The following is a 26380-nucleotide window of genomic DNA, read 5'->3' on the forward strand; positions in this document are numbered from 1 at the left end:
GTGTTTGTATATGTCTATTTCGCGAAGTGGCACAGCTACTGTTACAAGAGAAGAGCTTGCATGCATTTGTGCATGTCTTGCTGTGATTTTAGAGGATGGCAACTTTAGAATTACTAATGTAACAAAGAAAGGAAATAAATGGAAAAAGATCTCAAGACAGATGATGCTCGAACAAAGTCAAATGTTGTTTAAATGGAGGTAAAGGACATATGAGAAAATTTAAAGTCAGGATAAATGACCAAGAGTTTTTAGTTGAAGTAGAAGAAATTACACATTCTCAAAAAGATAGCTTAAGCTTTTCAAGACCCAAGTTTCAGATGGAAAAACCAGCTGAGGTACCAAAAAAAGAGCATAGTCAAGAAAATACCCATAATTTGTCTTCGAACAAAAATGCTGTGCATGCTCAGCTCCCTGGTACAATTGTAAAAATTCTTAAAAATGAAGGTGAAGTGGTTTCTCTCAAAGACCCCGTTTTGGTCCTTGAAGCTATGAAAATGGAAAACGAAATATTGCCAACAACAGAAGGTAGGATAAAAAAGATATATGTCAAAGAAGGGCAAAAAGTTTCGAAAGGTGATTTGTTATTTGAAATTGATTAACTTTGCGGAGGTTTATTGTTATGGGAATTAAAATAACAGAGACAATTTTGAGAGATGCCCACCAGTCACTTATTGCAACCAGGATGACAACAGACCAGATGTTAGAGATTGCTCCTGTACTTGATGAGATTGGATATTACTCAATTGAGTGCTGGGGCGGTGCTACATTTGATGCTTGCTTGAGATTTTTCAATGAAGACCCTTGGGAAAGGTTAAAAAGATTAAAACTTTCATTTAAAAAGACAAAGCTGCAGATGCTTCTGAGAGGCCAGAACCTTGTAGGATATAGGCATTATCCTGATGATGTTGTAGTTGAGTTTGTAAAAAAGGCTATATTCTATGGGATTGACATTATTAGAATATTTGATGCTCTTAACGACCTTAGAAATATTGAAGTAGCTTTGAAAACAACAAAAAGTGAAGGCGCCCACGCTCAGGTTGCAATTTCATACACAATATCACCCTATCATACAATCGAAAATTATGTAAGGCTTGCAAAAGACATAGAAAGTTTAGGTGCAGACTCGCTTTGTATTAAGGATATGGCAGGACTACTTTCGCCGTTTGAAGCGTATAATCTTGTGAAAGCTTTAAAAGAGGAGATTGACATCCCTTTACACATTCATACACATTACACAACAGGTTTTGGTTCAATGACGTATCTTAAAGCAATAGAAGCAGGGGTGGATGGTATAGACACAGCACTTTCTCCCCTTGCCTTAGGTACGTCTCAGCCACCCACTGAGACAATTGTATATGCTCTCAAAGGCACAAAGTTTGACCCTGAACTTAACTTTGATAGAATTAATCAGGCAAGTGAATATTTTAAAACTCTCAGAGAAGAGTATTTGAAAAAAGGACTTCTTGACCCAAAAGTATTGAGTGTTGACATAAATGCTTTGCATTATCAAATTCCTGGTGGAATGCTTTCTAATCTTATATCTCAGCTAAAAGAACAAGGGCATGAAGACAAACTTGATGAAGTTTTAGAAGAGGTGCCACGGGTCAGAGAAGACTTTGGGTTCCCTCCTCTTGTTACACCAACAAGCCAGATTGTTGGAACTCAAGCTGTTTTAAATGTCATAGCTGGCGAGAGATATAAACTTGTTACAAAGGAGACAAAAGCGTATTTCAAAGGTGAATATGGCCGACCGCCTGCTAAGGTTAACGAAGAGGTTAAGAAAAAGATTTTGGGGAACGAGCAAGAAATTGAAACAAGGCCAGCGGATTTGCTACCGCCTGAACTTGAAAATGCCAAAGAGAGAATAAAAGAGTATATTGAAAATGACACAGATGTTGTCACATATTGTTTATTTCCGCAACTCGCTGAAAACTATTTTAAATTAAGAGCTGCAAAAAAGTACAAAATTGACTTTGGGCTTGTACAAGAAAACAAGGTCTATCCTATATAGAGGAAAGCACAAACTTTTTAAGTGCTTTCCTCTTCTTTTTTAAAATTCTCTTATAACAAAAGTGGCATTATGATATAATTATTAACAAAGACAAAAACAAATAAGAAAGAAGGGCTAAAATAACCATGGAAAATGAAAAACTTGAACTAATATCATCAATGGAGTTTGAAGAAGATGCACCACTTTATAAGATAATAGATTTTATGAACAAAAGTCTCAAAGACAAGAATATCATTGTGGGACTTTCAAAAAACCACAATAAGATTGTCATCAGTATTTACCAAACGTAAGGAGAAATGCAGAGATGAGTCAAGATTTAGAATCGAGGATTATTGAACTTATGCCAGAATTTAGCAAAGGGCAGAAAAAGATTGCCCAGTTTATTTTAGAGCATGGAGAAAAAGCTGCTTATATGACAGCGCTTGCCCTCGGCAACTGTGTAGGTGTGAGTGAGTCAACTGTTGTCAGATTTGCTGAGAGATTGGGGTTTGATGGCTATCCAGAGTTTCAACGTGCATTGCAAGAACTTATGAAAAGCAAACTGACATCAGTGCAAAGGATAGAGCTTTCTGCAAGCAGGATAAACGAGAAGGAGGTTTTAAAAAGTGTCCTTCTTTCGGACATGGACAAGATTAAACAAACATTAGAGCAGATTGATGAGCAGACATTCAATAGGGTTGTTGATGAGATTGTGGGTGCGAAAAGAATATACATCATTGGAATTCGAAGTTCAGCTGCGCTTGCTGATTTTTTAGGATTTTATTTAAACATGATTTTAGATAATGTAAAGGTAATAACAACAAGTGGTATAAGCGACATATTTGAACAGGTTTTCAGAATTACAAGTGATGACCTCATTATAGGTATCAGTTTTCCAAGATATTCTAAACGCACACTGAAGGTTTTACAGTATGCAAAAAGGCAAGGTGCAAGAATTGTATCACTTACAGACAGCAAAATTTCACCACTTTGCAAGTATAGCGATTACGTTCTAATATGCAGAAGTGACATGGTTTCATTTGCTGATTCACTGGTTGCACCTTTGAGTGTAATCAATGCATTGATTGTTGCAACAGGACTTAGGAAAAAGGATGAGGTTGCAAAGACACTTGAAAAATTAGAAGAGATTTGGGATGAATTTCAGGTATATGAAAAGGAAAAATAGGTGATGAAGCTTGAAAAGGTTCTATCTTGTTAGACATGGTGAAACAGATTGGAATAAGTATAATATGGTCCAAGGCTGTATCGATACAGATTTAAATCAAACAGGGATTGAGCAGGCAAAAAAGGTTGCTGAACGCCTAAAGAGTGAAAAGATTGACATTATTTTCTCAAGCACATTAAAAAGAGCGTATATGACAGCAAACCAAATTAAAAGTTTTCATCCGAATATACCATTAAAACTTACAGACAAACTGAACGAAATAAACTTTGGTGAGTGGGAAGGTTTGAATTTTGAAGAACTTGAAGAAAGGTATTCTGACCAATACAAATTATGGAAAGATGCCCCTGAAAAAGCTACTTTTCCTGGTGAAGGTAGCTTATATAACGTTATGGAAAGAGTAAAGAGCTTTTTTGAAGATATTTTGAATAAACCCTATAAAAACGTTGTCATAGTTACACATGGAGGAATAATAAAACTTTCTATTATTTACCTTTTAGAGTTACCATTGGATTTTTATAGAAAATGTTGGTTTGGCAATGCCAGCTTGAGCATTGTAGATATAAAGGAAAATAGAAGAATGCTTAGTCTTTTAAATGATATGTCTCATTTGCAAACTATTCAAAGATATCCAATGATATAATTTTCAAAAAGTGGGGTACAGAGAGTATGGACAAAAAGGAGTTTGGTAGCAGGGAGGTTTCAAGAGCAGCTATTTTGATAGCCTTGAGCCAAAGCAGACAAGAAGAAAAAAAGATTCAAGATGATTTCGGAAAAATTGGAATTAGATGTGCGGCAGTTGACTTCGGTGGAGAATTTATCACATCGGTGATGAAAATAATAGAAAGGGCGGTTGTTGCAGCTAAAAGAGAAGGGGTAATAGCGGAAGTGCATCAGGAAGAGGGGGCAGTAGCTGGGGCAACAAGGGAGGCAATATCTCAGATTATGCAAAAAGCAATAGGTCTAAACGTGGGAGGAAAGATTGGCATTGCAAGGTATAATGAGCATGTTGCAGTTGCAATTTTTTTTGGAATAGGGCTTTTACATCTTAACGAAGTTGCTATTGGGCTTGGTCACAGGGTTATATAAAAAAGCTTTTGTAGGGGGAAAGAAAATTGGTTTTTGCAATCAGAGGAGCAACTACGGTTGATACAGATTCGAAAGAGGATATAATTCAATCAACACAAGAGCTTTTAAATGAGATTATTGAAAAAAATCAGATCAAAAAAGATGATATTGTTTTTATTTTATTTACAATGACAAAGGATTTAAAATCAACATTTCCTGCATATGCAGCAAGACTAATGGGTTTTACAGATGTGCCATTGATATGCGCTCAAGAACTTGACATTGAAGGTGCGCTTGAAAAGTGTATAAGAGTCCTTGTACTTATCCAGAAAGATTCAGTTATCAAACCCAAACATGTTTATTTGAAAAGAGCAAGGTCTTTGAGAGAAGATTTGAATTAACAGAGGGGGAAGTAGATGAAAAAAATCAACATAGCCATTGATGGTCCTGCTGGGGCTGGAAAGAGTACCATTTCGAAACTTTTAGCTAAAAAACTTGGATACATTCACATCGACACTGGTGCAATGTACAGAGCGATAGGATTGAAGGTTCTAAATAGTAATATAAAATCAAATGAAATAGAGAAAATACTTGAAGTTTTGAACAACACAGATATCCAAATTAAGATTATTGGTGGAAATCAGCTTGTGTTTTTAGATGGAGAAGATGTTACAGAAAAAATAAGACAGCCAACTGTTTCAATGTATGCCTCTGATGTATCCAAAATAAAAGAGGTAAGAGAGAAGCTTGTCAAAATTCAACAGGATTTGGCAAAACAAAAAGGCGTGATAATGGACGGAAGAGACATTGGCACACATGTTTTACCTGATGCTGAGCTTAAGATATTCTTGACAGCAACAGCAGAGGAAAGAGCAAAGAGAAGATTTTTAGAATTAAAGGAAAAAGGCTATGAAGTTGATTATTATCAACTTCTTGATGAGATAAAGCAAAGAGACCTTAATGATATGACACGAGAGCTTGCACCGCTTAGGGTTGCAGAAAATGCTATTGTAATTGACTCTACTAACCTGACAATTGAAGAAGTTTTACAAAAGGTTTTAGAGCTATTTTATAAGGTGATAGGAAATGAAGTATAAATTCCTTGTCAATATTATTCGAAAGGTGGCATATGGTATTTTAAAATGTATTTTCTTGATAAGGGTTGAAGGCAGAGAAAATATTCCAAATGCTCCATATATTATTTGTGCAAATCATAGAAGTTACCTTGATCCTGTGTTAATCATTCTGATATTTGATGAGCGGGTTTATTTTATGGCAAAAAGTGAACTTTTTAAAATATGGTGGCTTTCACCCATTATAAGAGCGTTTGGAGCTTTTCCTGTCAAAAGAGGAAAGAGTGATATTGGTGCAATTAGAAAAGCAATAGAAGTTATAAGGAGCAATAACATCTTGGGAATATTCCCCGAAGGTAAAAGAAATAGAACAAGTGAGATAGTTTTAAGAGGAGAAAAAGGGGTTGCCACAGTCATAAAAGCAACTGGAGCAAAAGTGTTACCAGTTGCAATTTGTGGCAAGGTAAGACTGTTCGGCAAGATAACGGTTAGAATTGGTAAACCTCTTGAGTTTACAAATACAGATGAGGACAATCAGAAAATAGTTGATACGATTATGCAAAATATTAAAGAGCTTATTTTAAAAACAAACAATAAGAAAAAGGAGAAGTAGGTCAAGATGATTATTAAAGTGGCAAAAAATGCAGGTTTTTGTTTTGGAGTTGAAAGAGCAGTAAATGGAGTTATTGCTTGGGTTAAAGCAAACAAGGACAAAAGTGTAAAGGTCTATGGTATGCTTATACATAATAGTTATGTTATTGAAAAACTTAAAGAATTGAATGTCAAGGTAATTGAAAATATAAATGAAATTGAAAAAGATGACATTGTATTTATTCGTTCACATGGTGTTTCAATGAAAGAGTTTTCTGAGATTGAAAAGAGAGCCTCTAAGGTCTATGACTTTACATGCCCATATGTCAAGAAAATTCATGAGATTGTAAGAGAAAACTCTGAAAATGGCTTGGATGTGATAGTTGTTGGCGATATAAATCATCCAGAAGTCAAGGGTATAATAGGTCATGTTGAAAAAGGCAGAAAGTGCATAGTTATAGATAGTTTAGAAAAAGCCAAGGACGCCATAAGCCAATTAGGTAGAAATGCTGTTGTTGTATGCCAGACCACCTTTGACAATGCAAAGTGGTGTGAAATAAAAGAGTACATTGAAAACAATACAGACTACAAGGTATTTGACACAGTTTGCAAAGCTACTATAACCCGACAAGAAGAGGCAAAAGTTCTTGCACGCGACGTTGACGTGATGCTTGTTATAGGAGATAAAAAGAGCTCTAATACTAACAAATTGTATCAGGCAATTAAAGACATTAAGCCAACGTTTTTTATAGAAAGACCTCAAGATTTAGATGGTATTGATTTTGCTAAGGTAAAAAAGATTGGGATAACAGCTGGAGCTTCTACTTCACAAGAGCAGATAAATGAAATAGTAGAAATACTTGAAAAGAGATTTAACCAGATAGATAATCAAGACTTTGCGAAGCTTCTTGACAAAAGTTTTGCAGAAATAAAAAGAGGTGAGATAGTAAAAGGAAAAATAATAAAGGTTGAACAAGACTACCTGCTTGTTGATATTGGATATAAGGCAGAAGGGATAATCTATAAAAATGAGATTTTCAAAAATGCCAATGTAAACCTAAAAAACATATTTAAAGAAAATGAAATAATTGAAGCTGTGGTCATTAAAGAGTCTGATGAAGAAGGAAATGTTGTATTGTCAAAACTGAAAGCTGACAGTATTTACGGATTTAATGAACTTATGGCAAAGTTTGAGAGCAAAACGCCGATTAAGATTGTTGTAAAACAGATTAGAGAAAGGAGTATTGTAGGTGAGTTCAGAGGAATTAATGTGTTTGTTCCCATTTCCCAATGGGCAGAAGAGGTGTCATCTTCTATCATAGGAAAAGTTTTTGAAGTTGAAATTGTTGATATTGATACCGATAAAAAGATAGCTTTTGGGAGTAGAAAATTTCTGTTGCGACAAGCTCAAGAGAAAAAAATACAGCAGGCTATAGAAAGTCTTGATTTTAATAAAGACTATGATGGAGTAATAGCCGAGATAAGACAAAAAGGAATTGTAGTTAATTTTGAAGGTTTACGTGGTTTTGTGCCAGCAAGTGAGATTAGTTATTCTAAAAGAATTGAGGATGTAAAAAAATTGTTTAAGGTAGGAGAACAGGTTAAGGTAAGGGTAATTGATATAGACAAACAAAAAAAGCAGATTTACTTAAGTATAAAAAAGACCCAAGAAGATGAATGGATAAAAAAGGTAAAAAACTTGTATTTAGGCATGCTTGTAGATGTAGAGGTAACAAAGGTACTTTCATTTGGACTTGTTGTTTGGATTTTAGACTGTGAACTGGATGGGTTTGTGCATGTGTCTAATATTCCACTTGGTTATAACCAAAGACTGCACAGTTTATACAAAGTTGGAGATAAAATAAAAGCAAAGATAATTGAAATTGATGAGCAAAGGCGAAGAATAGGTCTTTCTCTCAAGGATTTATATGAAGAGGAGGAAAAAATTGCTGAGCACAAAGAAGATTTTGTTATAACTATCGCTGATATTGTGAATAATATAAAGTTAGACAGCTAAATAAGGATAGATTTAAAAATAAAATGCAAGTTTCTTTCAAGAGATTAAAGGGCAGAACAGCAGTTTTAGTAGATGGGAGATTTTTGGGAAATATTTGTAATATGTTTTTTTTAGATAGCAATATTCATGGTTTTCAAATACAGAAAAATGCAATATTTAGAGTACCATCTAATATTTACATTCTGGCAAATGATGTTGAATCAGTAAATAATGAACTTTTAATTGTTTCAAGGTCTGTTTTATATATAGAGCAATCTTATCTAGTCAAAGCAGATGAGATACTTTCAAAAGAGGTTATTGGTGAGGGGGGTAATTTAATTGGAATAGTAGATGACATATTGTTTGACTCTGAAAGTCTTAAAATAACTGGTTATGAGGTTGTGGAAAGTATTTGGAGCTATATCAAAAATAAAAAAATAATATTGAGTCCTGAGGAAATAATATTAAAAGAGAACAAAATATTAAGCTGAGGTGTTAATATTTGAAATTAATTTCTGCAAAGCATGTTATTACAGGTAGTGTCATCGGTGCCCTGATTGGAATGGCTCTGAGTAAGTCTTCTTCAAAGAACATGAAAAATATACTTGTCAAGAAAATGGTTGCAAAAAAATTGACTTCACTGATTAGCAAGCTTTTGGGATAGGGAAGAGCTCTTCCCTCCTTTTTTATATACCTTGTTTATAAAACAAAACAAATATATTTTGTTTTGAGGTGTTGTAATTGATAATAAGCAAGTTTTTAAAAAAGTATTTTTGTGACTTTATACTTTTGATTTTTATCGCATTTGTCATATACTTCTTTATTAATATCAAAACTTTTTGGCCTATTTTGCTTCCATTTATAATTGCTCTTTTTTTGTCGTATTTACTTAAACCGGTTGTTGACTTTTTAGAGGTTAAAATAAAATCACGTGATATTTCAATATTGCTTTCATTTATTTTCACCTTTAGCATAGCGATTTTGATATTTGTCTATTTTATTCCGCTATTTATCACAGAGATGAAACAGCTCACACAGAACATCCCTGAGTATATAAGTGTATTTAACAAGTGGTTCAAAGATGTAGATTCAAAACTTTCTAATAAACTAAATATTGACTTGGATGAAATTCTAAGATCAAATTCAATAAACTTTGAAGCCATCTCAAAACAGGTACTAACTACTCTTTTAAATATTCTCAAAAATCTTTATTCAAATATTCTGTACTATCTTTTAATACCAATTATTTCATTTTATATCTTGAAAGACTGGTCAAAGATTGTAAAATGGATTAAGTGGATATTGCCTGAGAAATACAGAAAAGAAGGCATTTCTATTTTCAACGATATCAATAAAGTGCTGCACCAGTATATAAGAGCCCAGCTTTTGGATGCCATAATAATCGGAATTTTAAGCTTTTTAGGATTTTCTATTTTGTCTGTCAGATATGCAGCTCTGCTGGGTATAATTACTGGTATTGGCAATCTAATACCTTATTTTGGACCGATATTTAGCAGTATACCTGCAGTGGTAATTGCACTTTCTGACTCTTACATAAAGGCCATAGTTGTAGTTGTATTCTTGATAGTACTTCAGCAGATAGACAGTTTTTTGATTTCGCCAAGAATAATTGGTTCAAGATTAGGTCTGCATCCTTTAACTATTATAATTGTGCTAATAATATCGAATAAACTATTTGGCTTTATTTCTATGTTCTTTGCTATACCATTAGCTGCAGTAATAAAGATAATTTTTATAAATATACTCAGAAGAGTAAATCCAGAAGATAAGAAATAAATTTTGTTGACTTTGCTTTTTAGCTTTAATAAAATTTTGATTGTATTGAAAAAATATAAAATTCAAAACACCTTTCAAAATTTTAAATAGAAGGGCTGATTGAACATGTACATGAGCACCGATGAGATAAGAGAAAAATTTCTGCAATTTTTCGAGTCAAAAGGACATTTGAGACTGCCAAGCTTTTCATTAATTCCAAAAAACGACAAGAGCCTTCTTTTAATAAATGCTGGTATGGCACCACTCAAACCTTATTTTTTAGGTATTGAAGAACCACCAAGAAGAAGGATAACTACATGTCAGAAATGCATAAGAACACCTGATATTGACAGAGTCGGTAAAACTGCGAGACATGCTACATTCTTCGAGATGCTTGGAAACTTTTCCTTTGGAGATTATTTCAAGAAAGAAGCAATTACCTGGGCTTGGGAGTTTGTAACAGAGGTTTTAAAGCTTCCAAAAGAGAGGCTTTGGGTGACAATATACGAAGAGGACGATGAAGCGTTTGAGATTTGGCACAAAGAAGTTGGACTTGAAGAGGGCAGAATTAAAAGAATGGGCAAGGAAGACAATTTTTGGGAGATAGGAACAGGTCCGTGTGGTCCCTGTTCAGAGATATATTTTGACAGGGGCGTGGACAAGGGCTGTGGCAAGGAGACATGTGGAATTGGTTGTGATTGTGATAGGTATGTTGAGTTTTGGAATCTTGTATTTACACAGTTTGACAAAGATGAAAATGGTGTCTATCACAAGCTCAAGAATCCTAACATAGACACTGGAATGGGACTTGAGAGAATTGCTGCAATTATGCAAGGTGTTGATTCATTGTTTGACATTGATATAGTAAAGGCTATTCGTGACAAGATATGTGAAATCACTGGTTGTGAATATGGCAAAGATAGTGAAAAAGATGTATCAATCAGAGTCATTACAGATCACATCAGAGGTACCGTTTTCATGATTGGTGATGGTATTTTACCTTCTAATGAAGGTAGAGGCTATGTTTTGAGAAGACTTATCAGAAGGGCAGCACGACATGGAAGAATGCTTGGCAAGAAAGAGACGTTTTTACATTTAATTGTTGATACTGTGATAGAGGCCTATAAAAATCCGTATCCTGAACTGATTCAAAAAGGTGAGTACATCAAAAAGGTACTCTATAATGAAGAAAGTAGGTTCAACCAGACAATTGATATTGGACTTGAGCTTCTCGAAAACGAGATTGACAGGTTAAAAAAGAACAAAGAAAATGTGTTAAAAGGCGAAATTGCTTTTAAATTATACGACACATATGGCTTTCCACTTGACCTGACAAGAGAGATAGCTGCAGAGAAAGGAATAATTGTTGACCAAGAAGGCTTTGACAAACTTATGCAAGAGCAAAAAGAAAGAGCACGCATGGCCCAGAAAGAACTTGAAAATATTGGTTGGAAAGATATCAATATAACTATCGAAAATGAAGTTGAAACAGTCTTTGTTGGATATGACACCTTAGAAACACAGAGCAGGGTATTAAAGATTTTCTCAAATGATGATGAAGTTTCATATGCAAAAGAAGGAGACACCTGTTACATTATTTTAGACAAAACTCCATTTTATGCAGAGAGTGGTGGACAGGTAGCAGACAAAGGTGTGTTAGAGACCAAAGGTGGAGTGGCAGAGGTTTTAGATGTCAAAAAGGGACCAAAAGGGACAATTCTTCATAAAGCGAAGGTAATAAAAGGCGAGATTGCAGTTGACAACAATATATTTGCGAAGGTCAATAAGAATTTGAGGCTTGCTACAATGAAGAATCACACTGCAACCCACCTTTTACACAGCAGCTTAAGAAGAATACTTGGCGAGCATGCAACGCAAAGCGGCTCACTTGTTGAACCAGAAAGACTCAGGTTTGACTTTGCTCACTTTGAACCATTGAGTGAGGAGCAGATAGTTGAGATTGAAAAGATGGTAAATGACATCATTCAACAAGCCATTCCTGTTGAAAAGATTCAGACTGACTTAGATTCAGCAATAAAGATGGGGGCAACTGCACTATTTGATGAGAAGTATTCTAATATAGTCAGGGTTATAAAAATAGGCGATTTCAGTATGGAACTGTGTGGAGGCACTCACGTTGACAACACAGGACAAATAGGAATGTTTAAGATAATTTCAGAGTCAAGCGTTGCTGCAGGTGTTAGAAGAATTGAGGCTATAACAGGCAATAAAGTGTATGAGTTCATGCTAAATAATCAAAAGGTGCTAAAAGATATAAGAAACAAACTCAAAGCAAACAGCGACAGTGAAATTGTTGCAAAAATCAACCAGCTTGAGGAAAGGATAACTGCTCTTGAAAAAGAGTTAGAAAAGCACAAACTTTTGCTTGTAGATAATGAGCTATCATTACTCTACAATGAAGGTTTGCAAATTGGCGAGTTTAGACTGATTATAAACAAGAAGGAGACACAGGATACAGATTATATAAGGCTTTTGACCGACAGAATTCGAGAAAGGGATTCAAAGGCAATAGTTTTGAACTTGATAAAACAAGATAAAAAGGCTATTGTGCTGATGGCATGTTCAAAAGAGGCAGTGAAAAAGGGTATAGACTGCGGCAAAACAGTAAAAGATGTTTGTGAGGTGCTTGGTGGCAAAGGTGGAGGAAGACCTGATTTTGCTCAGGGCGGAGGCAACAAAATTGAGAATTTAGATTTAGCAGCTCAAAGAGCAATTGAGCTAATCAAAAGCTCTATTGAGGGAGGAAGTTAAGATGGGTGAGTGTATCTTTTGTAAGATTGTGAACAAACAAATACCCTCTGAGATAGTTTATGAAGATGAACATGTTTGTGCTTTCAAAGACATAAACCCCACAGCTCCTGTTCATATTCTGGTTGTACCGAAACAGCACATAGAAAGTTTAAATCACCTTGACAATAGCCACAAAGAGCTTATAGGTCATATATTTGTTGTTGCAAAAGAACTATCTGACAGATTTGGGGTAAAAGAAAAAGGCTTTAGAATTGTTGTCAATTGTGGTGAAGATGGCGGTCAGACGGTTAATCATCTGCACTTTCACCTACTTGGTGGGCGAAAATTCTCATGGCCAGCAGGTTAATTCACAAACTTTTTAATTTTAAGGAGTTAAATTACACAAATGATTGTAGGAGTATTTGCCAATTTCCAAAAAGAACTCAGCAAGGAGATTTTGGATAAGATTGTAAGTGTTCTTAAAAATGAGAAAATTGACTGGGTACTTATGAATGAGAAAAACAAAGATAGTGTAAAAGTTAATTTTTTGATAACAATTGGCGGTGACGGAACTCTACTTAATGTTGTTGAAAAGGTTGCAAAAGAGAATCTTCCTGTGCTTGGAATCAACTGTGGACGTGTTGGGTATCTGACAGAAGAGGTGGCCGACAATATTCATTTTGCCATTAAAAAGATAATTGACAATGATTACTTTATTGAAGAGAGACACCTTGTTGAAGCCCATTTTAAAGACAAAATATTCTATGCACTAAATGATATTTGCTTAGCCAGGAGTACATTCAATATTATAGATTTGAGTCTTTATATAGATGAAGTATTCGCACAGGAGTACAGAAGCGATGGGATCATTATCGCAACTGCAACAGGTTCTACTGCATACTCTCTTTCAGCAGGAGGTCCAATAGTTGAGCCACAATTAGGGGTGATGGTTGTCACCCCTATTTGCCCCCATTCTTTGAGCTCAAGAAGTTTAGTTTTAGGTGATGACCGGGTTGTAAAGATAAAAAGCGAGTCTGATGAGGTTTTGGTTGTAAGCGATGGAAGAGTTGCAGATACGCTTAAAAAAGGTGAGTATCTGGAATGTAGGATTTCATCAAAAAAGCTAAAACTTGTGAGATTTAAAAAGAAAAACTTTTATGAGGTGTTAAGGGAAAAGATTAAAGAGTAAAAAGAGAGGTGTAGGTTTGTAAAATGAAATCTGAAAGACAACAAAAGATTTTAGAGATAATTCAAAGTGAGGACATAGAAACTCAAGAAGAGCTTGTTGAAAAACTAAGAGAGTTAGGGTACGATGTCACTCAAGCGACAGTTTCAAGAGATATAAAGGAGCTCAGACTTACAAAGGTCTTAACAGAAACAGGAAAATACAAATATGCAGTATTATCTGGACCTGAGGCAAACATTACTGAAAAGTTAATAAAGGTGTTTTCCGAGTCGATTATAAAATATGACACAGCTGACAACCTTGTTATAATAAAGACAATAACAGGGGCTGCTCAGGGCGCTGCCGCTGCAATCGATTCACTGAACTGGCCAGAGGTCATAGGAACAATAGCAGGCGATGATACAATCTTTATTGCAACAAAGGGAAATGCAGCGGCTGAAAAGATTGTTGAGAGAATTAAAGCTATTTTGAGTCAAGGTGATTGATTATCATGCTAAAAAGATTACTTATCGAAAACATTGCTATAATTGAAAAGCTTGAGATAGAGTTTGATAAAGGCTTGAGCATACTGACAGGTGAAACAGGAGCTGGTAAATCGATAATAATTGACTCTCTTTCCTTGCTTTTAGGGACAAAGGCAAGAAAGGAGATTATTCGTACAAATTGTACAAAGGCTTTAGTCTCGGCGGTTTTTGATATAGAGAAAGAAAGCACTCTTGAGCTTTTAAACTCAATGTGCGTTGTACCTGAAGACGGTCAGCTTATTGTTTCTCGTGAGATATATTCAAATGGCAAGAGTATATGCAAGGTCAATAACCAATTTGTTACATTGTCAAATTTGAGAGAAATAACAAAGCATATTTTCGAGATTCATGGGCAAAATGAAACTCATCTTTTAAACGACAGGAAAATTCAGCTTATGTACTTAGACAGGTTTTGTGGAAAGAATGTGGAAGAGCTCAAAAATAAATATAGACAGCTTTTTTATGAGTACCAAGAAAAAAGTAAGGTACTGAAAGAGCTGATCGACCAAGAGAAGGAGAAGGATAGAAACTTAGACATTCTCAATTATCAAATTAATGAGATCGAGAGCGTCTCTCCGCGTCTTGGAGAGGATATTGATCTTGAAAGAAAGAAGGATATTGTACAGAATATTTCAAAACTAAAGTATAATACAGAAAGGATGTTACATATCTTTAATAAAAACCTCATAGAGTCTATAGAAGTTTGTATCAAACTTGCAAGTGAGAACTCAAAGTTTGATGACAGTTTTAAAGATATCATTGAAAGATTAAACAACATCTATTATGAAGTTGAGGATATGTCATTTGCTATCTCAAAGAAATCTGACTCTTACATAATAGATGAACATGAGTTAGAGGCAATAGTTGATAGACTTGACAAGATAAATAGGTTAAAGAAAAAGTATGGCGGAAGCCTTGAACAAGTTTTGAACTTCAAGCAAGAGCTTATAAAACAAAAAATGGCAATCGAAAAGAACAGTGAAATGATAGAAGAGTTAAAAAGCGAGATTTCAAAGATAGAAGAAAGGCTTTATTTGCTTGCAAATGATATTTCAAAGTTTAGAAAAGAAGCCGCAAAAGAGTTTGAACAAAGGGTTTTAGAGCTATTAGATCAATTAGAGATGAAAAATGTGGAATTCAAAGTTGCATTTTCACAGAGGGATTTGTACGAAGAAGGGATAGATGAGATAGAGTTTTTAATTTCAACAAATCTTGGACAAGAACTAAAAAGCCTAAGCAATATTGCTTCTGGTGGTGAGCTTTCCAGAATAATGCTTGCCGTCAAATCCATTATGGCTGAAAAGGATGATGTTTTGCTTATAATATTTGATGAGATAGACAGTGGCCTAAGCGGCATTGCAGCAAGCAAGCTTGCAAGGCTTTTAAAAGACCTTTCTAAAAAGCATCAAGTCATTTGTATTACTCATTTGCCTCAGGTTGCAGCTGCTGCTGACACTCATTTTTATGTATACAAAGAGATTAAAAACCAGTCAACAGTTTCGAGTGTAAAAAGGTTAGAAGAAAATGAGTCACTGAAAGAGATTGCGCGTATGTTTTCGGGGGAGGACATTACTGACAGTTCAATTCTTCATGCAAAACAATTAAAAGCTCAGTTTGTCTAAAAAAGAATTATTCAGAATATATTCGAAAAAGAGTGGGGAGGATATTTTAATAGAATTTTGATTATAGACGGTGTTACAAATTGAAAAAAGTAGTATTTTCAATTTTTCTTTTTTATCTAATTGCAACCACTTTATTTTTTATATACTTAAATATTACCCCCGATTATCTAACATGTTACAAGTCAGATAAATGTGTATCTATAAAAACTCCTGTCTTTGTAGATGTAAGTTCGGTGAATAATAATGTTTTAAAAACAATCAAGAACAATTTGCTATTTAAAACAAGCACCTTTTACCTCAATAACAAATCAAACTCTCTTATCTGTGAGCTGAGAATAGGTACTATTCCTTTAAAAGTACTAAAGATATCCATAATTGAACAAAAAGATTTGATTGTAATGGGGAGATTTGTTGGTATTAAGCTAATGACAAATGGAATTTTAGTGATAGGATATTCTTATGTATATTCAGAAAATTCAAAGCCCAAAATTCCAGCAAGGGAAGCAGGAGTTCAGATTGGTGACCAGATAATAAGTGCAAATGGCCAAAAACTAATAGATTGTGACCAGCTGTTCAAAATAATAAATTCATCACAGGGAAAAACAGTAACACTTTTAGTTAAAAGAGGTGAGTACTATAAGGAGGTTAAAATCAAACCTATACTCAGCAGTGAGGGAGTCTATAAAATAGGCCTTTGGGTTAGAGACGGCACAAGCGGTATAGGAACACTTACATTTGTGGACAAGAAAAGAGGTACGTTTGGTGCGCTTGGACATGGAATTTCAGACATCGACACAAACATACTACTTGATTTGAAAGAAGGTCAAGTTTATAAAGCAGAGGTAATCGACATAAAAAAGAATGAATACCAGGAAATTGGTGAAGTCATAGGAAATATTGATGAAAGTGCAGTTGTTGGAAATATTCTGATTAACAGTCAGTTTGGGGTATATGGAAAATTAATAGATAAAGATTTTTTAAGATATGGGGTTAACTATGAGGTTGCAAGAGCGCAAGATGTTCGTGTTGGTGATGGGTATATTATAACAGATGTTTCAAATAGTATACAAAAGTTCAAGGTAAAAATAGAGAAAATTTTGCCACTTTACAGAAATTCGACAAAAGCCATGGTAGTTAAAGTTACTGACAAAAGACTCATGAAGATTACAGGTGGAATTGTTCAGGGTATGAGCGGTTCTCCGATTATCCAAGATAACAAGCTGGTAGGGGCTGTTACACATGTATTTATGAAAGAACCAGATAAAGGTTATGCTGTTTTTATTGAAAATATGATAAATATGACAAATAGAATAAGATAAATTTGTCGGTTATTGCTAAAAGGATGTTTCCATCAATTGTTGAATTTTTATGTATATAACACAATAAAATGAGGGAGATATATGGAAAAACTGAGAGTTGTCATTGCTGATGACAACAGACAATTCAATATGCTTCTTACTGAAGTTTTCAATTCACAGCCAGATTTTATGGTTGTGGGAAACTCTTATGATGGAGTTGAAACATTAAAAGTTGTAGAGGAGCTAAAACCTGATCTTTTAATGCTTGACATTATAATGCCCTATTTAGATGGAATAGGCGTGATTGAGAATTTATCTACCATGAAAACCAAACCAAACATAATTGTAATCTCTGCAGTTGGACAAGAGAACATTTCTCAAAAGGCTGTTAACATGGGTGCTCTGTACTATTTTGTAAAGCCTTTTGACTTGAATGTCATGATAGAAAGAGTCAGGCAGCTTGTTTTTAACCTTCCCGTTAAAAAAGAGTTACCAGAAGGAATGATCAATCAGTCATCAACAAAGAATAGTATAAACCAGGTTGACTTAGAGAGTGAAGTATCAGAGATTTTAAAAGAGCTTGGTATTCCTGCGCATGTAAGAGGTTACCAGTTTTTAAGAGATGCCATAATTGAGGCAACATTAGATGCTGATTTGATAAACGGTATTACAAAGGCATTATATCCTTTGATTGCCGAAAAGTACAATACAACTCCAACAAGAGTTGAAAGAGCTATTCGACATGCCATTGAAATTTCATCAACAAGAGGCAAAGTAGATGCTCTTTACAAGTACTTTGGATACTCAACATCCCAAGAAAGGGGAAAACCCACAAATGCCGAATTTATTGCACTGATAAGCGATAAATTGAGATTAAAGCTCAAAAAATCCTCCAAGGCAAAGTAAAAGAAGTTTTTAAAAAAGAAGTTTATACATACACTTATTAATAAGACTAAAAATTTTTTAAAAAACTCATGAAAAAAGGATTAATATATTCCGCCCTTGTGCTATCAATAGGTTCAATTTTTGCAAAGTTTGTAGGGATTTTTTTGAAGGTACCGCTTATAAATATAGTTGGGGACTATGGGATAGGGTTGTATCAACTACCTTATCCCATTTATACTACTATCTTGACATTTAGCATGACAGGTTTTTCGTTAGCAGTTGCAAAGCTTATTTCAACCTACAATCCCGAAAAAGATTATGAGTCTGTTAGCGTTGTATTTTATATGAGTCTGGTTACAATTACAATCTTTTCGTTCTTATTCTCTCTTTTGTATGTAATTGCTGCAAAGAGAATAATAGCAATTTTTAAATGGCCCTCTGATGTGCTCTTTCCATATTTAGCTTTAGCACCTGCGCTTTTTGTTGTTTCTGTGCAGTCGGCTTACCGAGGGTATTTTAATGGAATAAAAAAGATGTATATAACTTCAATATCCCAGATATTAGAATCAATAGGCCGTGTTGGTTTTGGTCTTGTGCTGTGTATTATTTTACTTGCAAGAGGCGTTTCACTTTCGGTTGCAGGCGCACTTTTGGGTGCAAGCTTAGGAGCTTTGGTTTCATTAGCTTTTCTTTATGCAGCTTTTAAAAAGCAGCAGATACATCTTAATAAAAATTTACAACCACTTTTTAGAGAAAGTCTACCAATAGCAAGAAGGATTATTATCCTTACGTTTTATTTTTCTCTTTCTTCATTTTTGATGTCTGCTATTTCAATAACTGATTCACTCTTTTTTCCCTATTTTATGAACATGAGACATTATCCAAATAGATTTACATCTGAGCTTTTTGGTATTTTCTCAGGAAAGGCAATGACATTAATTCATGTTCCACTTACATTTAGTATTTCAATGGCAATTAGTATTATTTCATATATGTCATCAGCCAAAACCTTGTCCGAAAAAAGAAAGCTTATAGCTCAAGGTTTGGAATATGTACTTTTAATAAATATACCTTGTATTGCAGCCTTTTTCTTTTTTCCAGATACTATCATTAATCTTGTATTTTTTAATAGTCCAACAGGCGGCAAGGTATTGAGGTTTTCGTCTTTGCTTACATTAGTAATATCACTGGTTCAATTTTCAACTTCTGTTCTTCAGGGTTTAGGTAGGTTTTTAGTGCCGGTCAAAAGTATATTAATTGCTATTGTGATAAAAATTGCGTGTATGTTTGTCTTTATTGTAATATACAACTTAAACATTGTAGGCTGTATCTTAGCTAATCTAATGTGCTATACAGTAATCTTCTTAGTGAATTTTTTAGAGCTGAAAAACCAAAACATAGATGCTTTTAGTGTGAACAAATTGCTTTACATTGTAATTTCAAGTGCTATAATGGTTATTACAGGCAGTTTAATAATTAGGATACTTACCGAAAGTTCTAACATTGTGCAAGGAAGTGTGTTGGTAATTGGCTGTATAGCAGCTTACACAATCTTTCTTTTTATTTTCAGAGTGCTTAAATTTTCAAATCTCAAGCAACTTATTACGAGGTGAGGTAAATTGAAGATAGGAATTATCGGCTGTGGCAATATGGCAAACTCAATTGCATATTCAATAACCAAAACACAAAAACATCAGTTGTTCTGCTATGATGTTGATGAGACAAAGGCAGACAAGTTTAGTGAGCTCTATGGTGCAACGAAACTGATGAGTGAAAATGAAGTTGTTTTAAACTGTGATATAATAATAATTGCAGTAAAGCCAAAAGACATATTCAATGTCTTAAGAAAAATAAAAGATGTGGTAGGGGATAAGATTATTGTATCCATTGCAGCAGGAATTTCAATTGAGAAAATAAAAGATGTAGTTGGTAATAAGAAGATTGTCAGAGTTATGCCAAATATAAATATAAATGTTGAAGAGGGCATTTTGGGAGTTTGCTTTTCAGAAAGTGTTTTGCAGGAGGAAAAAGATAAAGTTACAGAGCTTTTTAAGAGTATGGGAGCAGTGATAGTTGTTGATGAAAAATTTATGGATGCTATCACAGCACTCTTTGGAAGTGGTCCTGCATTTGTTGCACACTTTGTTGAAAGCTATATAGACGCAACAGTAAAACTCGGGTTTTCTAAACAAGAAAGCTATGACCTTGTTTTAAAACTTTTTTATGGTACAATAGTTAACATGAAAAATAATATGTTAACTACTCACCAAATAAAGGATATGGTTACATCTCCAGGTGGTACTACTATTGAAGGGCTTATTGAATTTGAAAGAAAAGCATTAAAGGGTGCCATTATTGATGGTATCATTAAAGCTTATGAGAGGTCTAAAAGTATTTTATAGGTGTGAGAAAAGAGATGAAAGAAGTTGTAATATACACAGACGGAGCATGCAGCAAAAATCCCGGACCTGGTGGATGGTGTGCTATACTAATTTACAAAGGTATTAAAAAGGTATTAAAAGGTTTTGAAGAAAACACTACCAACAACAGGATGGAGCTAAAAGCCATAATTGAAGGATTGAAGGCTCTCAAAGAGCCTTGCAAAGTGACAGTTTATACTGACTCTGCATATATTGTAAATGCTATCAATCAAAACTGGATAGGAAAATGGCAGAAGAACAATTGGAAAACCTCCGAAAAGGAAGAGGTAAAAAACATTGATTTGTGGCAAGAGCTGCTTGAGTTTCTTAAAGTACACAATGTAAAGTTCGAAAAAGTAAAAGGTCACAGCACAGATACACTAAATAACATGTGTGATGAGATTGCAAGAAGTATGATTAAAGAGATGAGATGATTTCTACAAAAAGGGGAAGACGAAAAAGGTGTTTGAAATAAAAAAAGGGATTGTGAAAAGAGAATGTGAGCTTGCAAATGGTTACCAGGTGGTTGAGGTTGAATATGAAGACAAAGATGTCTTTCTTGCAATAAATTTCTTGGATATAAATAAAAAAGTTGTTATAGGGCAAGAGGTTTTAGTAAACATCACAGCAAGAAAGTTAAAACTTGGAACTGGCGGGTATGATTATATCTTGCCTACTGATTCATTTTGTAATCTTTCAAAAGGGCACATTATGAAACTTCGGTACACGCCATTGCAGTTTTCAGTACTGACGGAAGAAGAAAAAAATCCCGAACTTTTCAATAGAGTACCAAGTTTTGATGATTTAATTATTGTAGTATGTGAGCTTCACAGTATGCTTTTACCAATTTGTCTTTATCTTAAAGAGTTTTACAGAAATATGAAAATTACAGCGATAATAAATGACTGGGGAATGCTAAATGCGAAGCTTTCTAATAATTTGAGATTCCTAAAAGAAAACCACTTTGTTGATTATATAATAACATGTCAAGAGGCGTTCAATGGAGATTTTGAGTGTATAAATGAGATAAATTCCCTTATATTTTCCCAAAGTTTAGATACCCAAGTTGCGATTATATCACCACTTCCTGGGATTGTAGGTACAGGGACAAAATTTGGGTTCAGTGCTTACAAGGCTGTAAATGTGATTGAGGATATATCAAGGTTTGGTGGAAAAGTTGTTTTTCCTGTAAGAGTTTCTAAAAGTGAGAATAGAGAAAGACATAAATTCATAAGCCATCATTCACTTACAATACTAAGTTATGTAAATTCCTCTGTAGAGATTCCTATTTTCGAATTTGAAGACAAGCTCTTCTTTACCAGGGTTTTTAGGGTTTTGAACAATTACAGAGCAAAACATAACTTAATACATATTGATGAGATTGACGATAATATAATTGTAAAATACAAATCTTTGCTAAAAACAATGGGAAGAGGTTTTGAAGAGGATAAGGAGTATTTTCTACAGCTTTTTGCCACCGCAGAATATATCTTGAGAAAATTACAAAGGAGATGAAGTAGAAAATGGACCTTTACGAAAAGACAATAGAATCTAAACTCATCTATGATGGGTCATTCATTAGCTTAAAGGTAGACAAGGTTTTGCTTCCGGATGGGAAAACTTCTCAGAGGGCAATTGTCTTACATTCAGGTGCAGCAGTTATTGTACCAGTAGACCAGGAAAATAATGTTGTGCTAATCAAACAGTTCAGAAAACCAATTGAAAAGGTTATTATAGAACTTCCTGCCGGAAAGCTTGACAAAAATGAAGACCCGCTTGAATGTGCAAAAAGAGAGCTTGAGGAAGAGACAGGCCTCAGAGCACAAGAGTTTATAAAACTCACAGAAATCTATACAACTCCTGGATTTTCAAATGAGGTTATACATGTGTACTTGGCAAGAGGACTCTCTCAAGGCAGTTCGCACACAGACTCTGATGAGTTTGTTGAGGTTTTTAAAGTTAGCTTAGATGAAGCTATTTTGATGGTTAAAAATGGTGAAGTTAAAGATGCAAAGACAATAATAGGTCTTCTTCTTGCAAAGATGTATTTAGAGGAGCAAGGGTATAAAGGATGAGAGTATATGCTGACCTTCACGTGCATATTGGTTTTTCAAATGGAAGATACATAAAAATACCATCTTCAAAGGAGCTCACAATTGAAAATATTTTAAAGGTGTCAAGAGAGGAAAAGGGGTTAGACGTAATTGGAATTGTTGATTTGTTGTGTGATGATGTAATTTCTGAAGTACAAAGTCTAATAGATTGTGGAAGAATACTCCTCAAAGATAATAATTTGTACTATGAGAATATTTTGATTATTCCTGCTGCAGAGATTGAACTGAGATATAACTCAAATGATTTTCATTGCCTCATTTTTTTTGAAAGTATTGATAAGCTAATCAATTTCAAAAAACAAAGTAAAAGGTATTTTAATCAGCTTAAGTTTAGCTGTCCTGTTTTCAAAGGAAATATTGAAGATTTTGAAAAGATTGCAAAGGATTTTGAACTTTTTGTTGTGCCAGCACATGCATTTACACCTTATAAAGGTTTTTATTCAGCAGCCTTTGCAATTGAAGAGGTATTCAGAATACTTGAAATTCATACAATTGAGCTTGGACTTTCGGCTGATTCATACCTGGTAAAAGACCTTTTTGATACACAAAGTAGAACTCTTTTGTCAAACTCTGATGCACACTCTTTAAAGAACATAGCAAGAGAGTTTAATGAAATTGAAATTCCAAATTTTTCTGCAGAAGGGTTGCTAAAGAGTTTAAAAGAAAACAGGGTTGTTGCAAACTATGGTATAAATCCGCGACTTGGTAAATACCACAAATCATATTGTAAAAACTGCAATTTTTCATTCAACATAAAAGAAAATCAGCCTACCTGTCCATTTTGTGGGAAAGATAATATAGTATTAGGTGTTGAAGACAGAATTTCCATGCTCAAAAAAAGTGAAATGGATAGCCAAAAACCACCGTACTTTTATACATTTCCGTTCGAATTGGTTGAGGAATTTGGAGATAAAACAAGGAAGAAGATAATTGAGGTATTCAAAACAGAAGTAAACTTTGTAAAGGCTTTATATGATGATCAAAGCTATGAAAAGCTAAAATATTTTGTTGGTGATAGTATTTTTGAAAAGTTAAAGCGTTACATTAAAGGACATTATAGCATAAAATTTGGTGCAGGTGGTTATTTTGGGAAGATTAGATTTAAATGAAAATGGGTGAGAACTCATGATAGACGCTGAAAAATTAAAGAAAAACATTGAAGAGATTCAAGAAAGGATTGAAAAGGCTTGTTTGCGAAGTGGAAGAAAATCAAGTGAAGTAAAACTACTTGGTGCAACAAAAGGTGTTGATATTAATACTATTAGACTTGCAAACGAGTTAGGCATAAAGATTTTTGGTGAAAATCGTGTTCAGGAATTTTTGCCAAAGTACAATGAACTTCCTCAATTGGAATGGCATTTTATTGGAAGACTTCAGACAAACAAGATTAAGTATATTTATGATAAAGTCTTATTAATTCATTCTATAGAAAAAGTAGAACAGATTCAGGAGTTAGAAAAGAGATGTTCAAAAGCAGCTAAGAAAATAGATGTTTTGATAGAGGTAAATGTGGGTGGTGAGGAATCAAAAGGTGGAGTTTTACCAGATAATGTTGAGGAGTTAATTGAGAATATTTGCGAATGCAAGCATGTTAATTTAAAAGGTTTTATGACAATTCCTCCAATTGAAGACGATGAGAAAAAGTTGAGACAGTATTTTAGAAAGATGAAAGAAATCTTTGAAAATTATAAAAAATTAAATTATAATAATGTTAAAATTGAAGTGTTGTCAATGGGCATGAGCAATGACTTTGAAGTGGCAATTGAAGAAGGTGCCACTTTGGTTAGAATAGGAACAAAACTATTTGGTGAAAGACCAAAAACTTAAGGAGGTTTTGGTTATGTTTGATAATCTTCAGAGAAAGTTTTTAAATCTAATTGGTATTGAGATTGAAGAGGAGGACAAGCCACAAGAGAGTACAAAAGCAAAAGAAGAAAACGTAAAGCCAAAGCATGAAACACCGAAGGTTGTAACAATAGGAAAAGCAAATCAGACAGAAGTTACAGTTTATAATCTTAAGCTTTTTGATGAGGTTGTAAAGGTATGTGATGCGCTGAGAGAGAACAAGATAGTGGTATTCAATTTGGAGCAGGTTGCAGAGGACCATATACAAAGAATAATAGACTTTGTAAGCGGGGCTGTTTATGTTCTTGACGCAAAGATTCACAAGGTCAGCAAAAAGATATTTGTTGTTGTTCCAAGAAGCATTGATTTAGAGGTAGACGAGCAATTAAAAGAGGAGTTTAGAACAAAAGGAGTATTTGCTTGGCTAAAATAGGAATATATTACCTGATGGCTTGGAGGATGTAGATGATAAGATTTATATTTGGACTTGCTGACAAGGCAATTGCTTTTGTGGAGTTTTGTATTGTTGTAGATGCACTTTTGTCGTGGGTTATCGTTGACCCATACAACAAATACAGAAGAGTACTTGGCATGATTGTAAATCCTATACTTGACCCCATAAGATCAATATCTCAAAAGTACATCAGAATAGGGTTTATTGACTTTTCGCCCTTGATTGCAATTATTTTATTGGAGATTGTAAGAAGACTTTTGTGGTTATTTTATGCAATATTGATTTAGAATTTAACTTCTTGAAGTGGAGCGACAAAAGGAGAATGTATTACATTCCTGAGGAAAACAAATATGAAATCTTAAAAGTCAAAAATTTGATAGAAAGAAGTTACGGTGGTATTGAATATTCGGATTTTCTATCTCCATATGCACAAAAGTATGCTATTGATATAATTTTAAAAGGTGAAAATCCGTATCTTTTTTATCAAATATGGGGAGGATACGAAGATAGTGAAAGAAAAGTGTTAGCACTTTCTTTTGACAGTAGGTTAGAAGAGACGGACTTTTCTCATTTTCCAATTGATATAATCTTGATTAAATCAGATACAATACTTTCTCACAGACAGATTTTGGGAACGTTTATAGGTCAAGGACTCAAGCGTGACAAGATTGGAGACATATTGGTAAAAGAAAATAAAGCTTTAGTATTTGTAAAAGAAGAAGTGAGCCTTTTTATAACAACACATATAGACAGAATAGGAAGAGATAGAATAAAAACAGAGGTTGTCAACAAAGATGATATAGATATCTCACAATTTATACAAAATAGTGGCAAAAGAATTGTATGCAGTGTCCCTTCCATGAGAGTAGATGCCATTGTAAGCCACGGTTTTGGGATTTCAAGGGAAGATGCAAGTGATCTTGTGAGGCAGTTTAAAGTTGCTGTGAACTGGGTGTATATTGATAAGCCTTCGTATGAGGTCAAAGAAGGCGATTTGATTTCTGTCAGGCATCATGGCAGATTAAAAGTAGAGAAGGTATTGACAACCACCAAAAAGGGAAGAATTAGTATTGAGCTTTTGAGGTTTTCATAATTCTGCATTGTGGAGGTAAAACTTTTATGTTAACTCCTCAAGACATTGAATCTAAGACCTTTAAAAGGGTGTATATAGGTGGTTATAGTGTTGAAGAGGTGGAAGAATTTTTAGAACAGGTATTAAAAGATTATGAAGCTCTGTACAAAGAAAATCTTGAGCTGAAAGACAAGATTGCGCTACTGAACGAAAATATCCAAAACTACAAGACAATCGAAGAAACTTTGCAAAATACCTTAATTGTTGCCCAGTCAACTGCAGAGGAGATAAAGAAAGTTGCCTATCAGAAGGCAGAAAGCATAATAAAAGAAGCTGAAATGAAAGCATCGAAGATTATTGAAGAGGCAAACAGCAAGGTTTTGCAAATCACATATGAATATGGCGAACTTAAAAAAAGATATCAGCTTTTTTTGAATAAGTTTAGGAATTTACTTCAAACAGAGCTCAGTGCACTTGAAATGGTAGACAAAGAACTACAAAATGACTAATTAAATTTTGCAGGGGGATGAAA

32 protein-coding genes are annotated in these 26380 nt (G+C 34.2%); all 32 read left to right on the forward strand.

The features are described from left to right. Positions 1-10 precede the first annotated feature (10 nt). Positions 11-202 (forward strand): hypothetical protein, encoded by a 192-nt coding sequence (locus PGC14_RS05015; protein ID WP_271629697.1) that lies wholly within the window; start codon positions 11-13, stop codon positions 200-202. 7 nt (positions 203-209) lie between these two features. After that, on the forward strand, positions 210-599 hold the full coding sequence (locus PGC14_RS05020; RefSeq protein WP_011917402.1) for a biotin/lipoyl-containing protein: 390 nt from the start codon (positions 210-212) through the stop codon (positions 597-599). Between the two features lie 20 nt (positions 600-619). After that, complete coding sequence (locus PGC14_RS05025; protein ID WP_271629698.1) at positions 620-2011, forward strand: oxaloacetate decarboxylase subunit alpha; 1392 nt, start codon at positions 620-622, stop codon at positions 2009-2011. A 125-nt stretch (positions 2012-2136) separates the two neighbouring features. Beyond that, complete coding sequence (locus PGC14_RS05030; RefSeq protein ID WP_127351850.1) at positions 2137-2301, forward strand: DUF4264 family protein; 165 nt, start codon at positions 2137-2139, stop codon at positions 2299-2301. A gap of 14 nt (positions 2302-2315) precedes the next feature. After that, positions 2316-3176 (forward strand): MurR/RpiR family transcriptional regulator, encoded by an 861-nt coding sequence (locus tag PGC14_RS05035; RefSeq protein ID WP_039767738.1) that lies wholly within the window; start codon positions 2316-2318, stop codon positions 3174-3176. Between the two features lie 10 nt (positions 3177-3186). After that, a complete protein-coding gene (locus PGC14_RS05040) occupies positions 3187-3816 on the forward strand; it encodes a histidine phosphatase family protein (protein ID WP_039767740.1) in 630 nt (209 codons plus the stop codon). A 26-nt stretch (positions 3817-3842) separates the two neighbouring features. Next, positions 3843-4262 carry a HutP family protein gene (locus PGC14_RS05045; RefSeq protein ID WP_039767742.1) on the forward strand — a complete coding sequence of 140 codons (420 nt, stop codon included), beginning with the start codon at positions 3843-3845 and terminating at the stop codon, positions 4260-4262. A gap of 26 nt (positions 4263-4288) precedes the next feature. Continuing rightward, positions 4289-4642 carry a chorismate mutase gene (gene aroH / locus PGC14_RS05050; protein WP_011917408.1) on the forward strand — a complete coding sequence of 118 codons (354 nt, stop codon included), beginning with the start codon at positions 4289-4291 and terminating at the stop codon, positions 4640-4642. A 15-nt stretch (positions 4643-4657) separates the two neighbouring features. Beyond that, a complete protein-coding gene (gene cmk, locus PGC14_RS05055; RefSeq protein WP_039767744.1) occupies positions 4658-5338 on the forward strand; it encodes a (d)CMP kinase in 681 nt (226 codons plus the stop codon). Continuing rightward, positions 5328-5927: a lysophospholipid acyltransferase family protein gene (locus tag PGC14_RS05060; protein ID WP_051109344.1), complete on the forward strand. Its 600-nt coding sequence runs from the start codon at positions 5328-5330 to the stop codon at positions 5925-5927. Before cmk ends, PGC14_RS05060 begins: the two co-directional genes overlap by 11 nt. 6 nt (positions 5928-5933) lie before the next feature. Beyond that, positions 5934-7922 (forward strand): 4-hydroxy-3-methylbut-2-enyl diphosphate reductase, encoded by a 1989-nt coding sequence (ispH, locus tag PGC14_RS05065; RefSeq protein ID WP_271629699.1) that lies wholly within the window; start codon positions 5934-5936, stop codon positions 7920-7922. A 23-nt stretch (positions 7923-7945) separates the two neighbouring features. Further along, positions 7946-8392 carry a PRC-barrel domain-containing protein gene (locus PGC14_RS05070; RefSeq protein WP_011917412.1) on the forward strand — a complete coding sequence of 149 codons (447 nt, stop codon included), beginning with the start codon at positions 7946-7948 and terminating at the stop codon, positions 8390-8392. Positions 8393-8403: 11 nt separating this feature from the next. Beyond that, entirely contained in the window at positions 8404-8565 is a 162-nt protein-coding gene (locus PGC14_RS05075) for a hypothetical protein (RefSeq protein ID WP_193353827.1), read from the forward strand. A gap of 77 nt (positions 8566-8642) precedes the next feature. Next, on the forward strand, positions 8643-9698 hold the full coding sequence (locus tag PGC14_RS05080; protein ID WP_039767749.1) for an AI-2E family transporter: 1056 nt from the start codon (positions 8643-8645) through the stop codon (positions 9696-9698). Positions 9699-9803: 105 nt separating this feature from the next. Then, positions 9804-12449, forward strand: a complete 2646-nt coding sequence (alaS, locus tag PGC14_RS05085; RefSeq protein WP_271629700.1) for an alanine--tRNA ligase — start codon at positions 9804-9806, stop codon at positions 12447-12449. 1 nt (position 12450) lies between these two features. Then, entirely contained in the window at positions 12451-12795 is a 345-nt protein-coding gene (locus tag PGC14_RS05090) for a histidine triad nucleotide-binding protein (RefSeq protein ID WP_011917416.1), read from the forward strand. Between the two features lie 39 nt (positions 12796-12834). Then, positions 12835-13617 carry an NAD(+)/NADH kinase gene (locus PGC14_RS05095; RefSeq protein WP_127351840.1) on the forward strand — a complete coding sequence of 261 codons (783 nt, stop codon included), beginning with the start codon at positions 12835-12837 and terminating at the stop codon, positions 13615-13617. Between the two features lie 23 nt (positions 13618-13640). Further along, complete coding sequence (locus PGC14_RS05100) at positions 13641-14099, forward strand: arginine repressor (protein WP_011917418.1); 459 nt, start codon at positions 13641-13643, stop codon at positions 14097-14099. Positions 14100-14104: 5 nt separating this feature from the next. Continuing rightward, complete coding sequence (gene recN, locus PGC14_RS05105) at positions 14105-15760, forward strand: DNA repair protein RecN (RefSeq protein ID WP_271629701.1); 1656 nt, start codon at positions 14105-14107, stop codon at positions 15758-15760. Between the two features lie 80 nt (positions 15761-15840). Continuing rightward, on the forward strand, positions 15841-17079 hold the full coding sequence (gene spoIVB, locus PGC14_RS05110) for a SpoIVB peptidase (protein ID WP_271629702.1): 1239 nt from the start codon (positions 15841-15843) through the stop codon (positions 17077-17079). Positions 17080-17160: 81 nt separating this feature from the next. Beyond that, a complete protein-coding gene (gene spo0A, locus PGC14_RS05115; RefSeq protein ID WP_039767756.1) occupies positions 17161-17964 on the forward strand; it encodes a sporulation transcription factor Spo0A in 804 nt (267 codons plus the stop codon). Positions 17965-18032: 68 nt separating this feature from the next. Continuing rightward, on the forward strand, positions 18033-19556 hold the full coding sequence (locus tag PGC14_RS05120; protein WP_011917422.1) for a putative polysaccharide biosynthesis protein: 1524 nt from the start codon (positions 18033-18035) through the stop codon (positions 19554-19556). 6 nt (positions 19557-19562) lie between these two features. Further along, positions 19563-20345, forward strand: coding sequence for a pyrroline-5-carboxylate reductase (proC, locus tag PGC14_RS05125; protein WP_039767758.1), 783 nt, complete (start codon positions 19563-19565; stop codon positions 20343-20345). A 14-nt stretch (positions 20346-20359) separates the two neighbouring features. Then, positions 20360-20797, forward strand: coding sequence for a ribonuclease HI (gene rnhA, locus PGC14_RS05130; protein ID WP_011917424.1), 438 nt, complete (start codon positions 20360-20362; stop codon positions 20795-20797). Positions 20798-20825: 28 nt separating this feature from the next. Further along, positions 20826-21878, forward strand: a complete 1053-nt coding sequence (locus PGC14_RS05135; protein WP_271629703.1) for a DUF3866 family protein — start codon at positions 20826-20828, stop codon at positions 21876-21878. Positions 21879-21886: 8 nt separating this feature from the next. Further along, positions 21887-22438 (forward strand): NUDIX domain-containing protein, encoded by a 552-nt coding sequence (locus PGC14_RS05140; RefSeq protein ID WP_011917426.1) that lies wholly within the window; start codon positions 21887-21889, stop codon positions 22436-22438. After that, the gene (locus tag PGC14_RS05145; protein WP_271629704.1) at positions 22435-23586 is read left to right on the forward strand and encodes an endonuclease Q family protein; all 1152 of its coding nucleotides are present in this window, start codon (positions 22435-22437) and stop codon (positions 23584-23586) included. The genes PGC14_RS05140 and PGC14_RS05145 overlap by 4 nt, the downstream gene beginning before the upstream one ends. Positions 23587-23602: 16 nt before the next feature. Beyond that, positions 23603-24304 carry a YggS family pyridoxal phosphate-dependent enzyme gene (locus PGC14_RS05150; RefSeq protein ID WP_011917428.1) on the forward strand — a complete coding sequence of 234 codons (702 nt, stop codon included), beginning with the start codon at positions 23603-23605 and terminating at the stop codon, positions 24302-24304. 13 nt (positions 24305-24317) lie between these two features. Beyond that, positions 24318-24755 (forward strand): cell division protein SepF, encoded by a 438-nt coding sequence (locus tag PGC14_RS05155; protein WP_011917429.1) that lies wholly within the window; start codon positions 24318-24320, stop codon positions 24753-24755. A gap of 32 nt (positions 24756-24787) precedes the next feature. Further along, a complete protein-coding gene (locus tag PGC14_RS05160) occupies positions 24788-25063 on the forward strand; it encodes a YggT family protein (protein WP_011917430.1) in 276 nt (91 codons plus the stop codon). A gap of 35 nt (positions 25064-25098) precedes the next feature. Further along, positions 25099-25869: an RNA-binding protein gene (locus PGC14_RS05165; protein ID WP_011917431.1), complete on the forward strand. Its 771-nt coding sequence runs from the start codon at positions 25099-25101 to the stop codon at positions 25867-25869. 26 nt (positions 25870-25895) lie between these two features. Further along, entirely contained in the window at positions 25896-26357 is a 462-nt protein-coding gene (locus PGC14_RS05170) for a DivIVA domain-containing protein (RefSeq protein ID WP_011917432.1), read from the forward strand. Positions 26358-26380 lie beyond the last annotated feature (23 nt).

It is taken from the genome of Caldicellulosiruptor sp. DIB 104C, from assembly GCF_028198085.1.
Lineage (GTDB): Bacteria > Bacillota > Thermoanaerobacteria > Caldicellulosiruptorales > Caldicellulosiruptoraceae > Caldicellulosiruptor > Caldicellulosiruptor saccharolyticus.

What these genes read in the sequence shown, in the direction of transcription:
- PGC14_RS05170 (WP_011917432.1), top strand. Translation starts at nt 25,896, where the DNA reads ATGTTAACTCCTCAAGACATTGAATCTAAGACCTTTAAAAGGGTGTAT.
- alaS (WP_271629700.1), top strand. Translation starts at nt 9,804, where the DNA reads ATGTACATGAGCACCGATGAGATAAGAGAAAAATTTCTGCAATTTTTC.
- recN (WP_271629701.1), top strand. Translation starts at nt 14,105, where the DNA reads ATGCTAAAAAGATTACTTATCGAAAACATTGCTATAATTGAAAAGCTT.
- rnhA (WP_011917424.1), top strand. Translation starts at nt 20,360, where the DNA reads ATGAAAGAAGTTGTAATATACACAGACGGAGCATGCAGCAAAAATCCC.
- PGC14_RS05095 (WP_127351840.1), top strand. Translation starts at nt 12,835, where the DNA reads ATGATTGTAGGAGTATTTGCCAATTTCCAAAAAGAACTCAGCAAGGAG.
- PGC14_RS05165 (WP_011917431.1), top strand. Translation starts at nt 25,099, where the DNA reads ATGTATTACATTCCTGAGGAAAACAAATATGAAATCTTAAAAGTCAAA.
- PGC14_RS05150 (WP_011917428.1), top strand. Translation starts at nt 23,603, where the DNA reads ATGATAGACGCTGAAAAATTAAAGAAAAACATTGAAGAGATTCAAGAA.
- PGC14_RS05140 (WP_011917426.1), top strand. Translation starts at nt 21,887, where the DNA reads ATGGACCTTTACGAAAAGACAATAGAATCTAAACTCATCTATGATGGG.
- spo0A (WP_039767756.1), top strand. Translation starts at nt 17,161, where the DNA reads ATGGAAAAACTGAGAGTTGTCATTGCTGATGACAACAGACAATTCAAT.
- PGC14_RS05035 (WP_039767738.1), top strand. Translation starts at nt 2,316, where the DNA reads ATGAGTCAAGATTTAGAATCGAGGATTATTGAACTTATGCCAGAATTT.
- PGC14_RS05045 (WP_039767742.1), top strand. Translation starts at nt 3,843, where the DNA reads ATGGACAAAAAGGAGTTTGGTAGCAGGGAGGTTTCAAGAGCAGCTATT.
- PGC14_RS05100 (WP_011917418.1), top strand. Translation starts at nt 13,641, where the DNA reads ATGAAATCTGAAAGACAACAAAAGATTTTAGAGATAATTCAAAGTGAG.
- PGC14_RS05070 (WP_011917412.1), top strand. Translation starts at nt 7,946, where the DNA reads ATGCAAGTTTCTTTCAAGAGATTAAAGGGCAGAACAGCAGTTTTAGTA.
- PGC14_RS05025 (WP_271629698.1), top strand. Translation starts at nt 620, where the DNA reads ATGGGAATTAAAATAACAGAGACAATTTTGAGAGATGCCCACCAGTCA.
- PGC14_RS05020 (WP_011917402.1), top strand. Translation starts at nt 210, where the DNA reads ATGAGAAAATTTAAAGTCAGGATAAATGACCAAGAGTTTTTAGTTGAA.
- PGC14_RS05030 (WP_127351850.1), top strand. Translation starts at nt 2,137, where the DNA reads ATGGAAAATGAAAAACTTGAACTAATATCATCAATGGAGTTTGAAGAA.
- PGC14_RS05090 (WP_011917416.1), top strand. Translation starts at nt 12,451, where the DNA reads ATGGGTGAGTGTATCTTTTGTAAGATTGTGAACAAACAAATACCCTCT.
- cmk (WP_039767744.1), top strand. Translation starts at nt 4,658, where the DNA reads ATGAAAAAAATCAACATAGCCATTGATGGTCCTGCTGGGGCTGGAAAG.
- PGC14_RS05145 (WP_271629704.1), top strand. Translation starts at nt 22,435, where the DNA reads ATGAGAGTATATGCTGACCTTCACGTGCATATTGGTTTTTCAAATGGA.
- PGC14_RS05160 (WP_011917430.1), top strand. Translation starts at nt 24,788, where the DNA reads ATGATAAGATTTATATTTGGACTTGCTGACAAGGCAATTGCTTTTGTG.
- ispH (WP_271629699.1), top strand. Translation starts at nt 5,934, where the DNA reads ATGATTATTAAAGTGGCAAAAAATGCAGGTTTTTGTTTTGGAGTTGAA.
- PGC14_RS05060 (WP_051109344.1), top strand. Translation starts at nt 5,328, where the DNA reads ATGAAGTATAAATTCCTTGTCAATATTATTCGAAAGGTGGCATATGGT.
- PGC14_RS05120 (WP_011917422.1), top strand. Translation starts at nt 18,033, where the DNA reads ATGAAAAAAGGATTAATATATTCCGCCCTTGTGCTATCAATAGGTTCA.
- PGC14_RS05015 (WP_271629697.1), top strand. Translation starts at nt 11, where the DNA reads ATGTCTATTTCGCGAAGTGGCACAGCTACTGTTACAAGAGAAGAGCTT.
- PGC14_RS05155 (WP_011917429.1), top strand. Translation starts at nt 24,318, where the DNA reads ATGTTTGATAATCTTCAGAGAAAGTTTTTAAATCTAATTGGTATTGAG.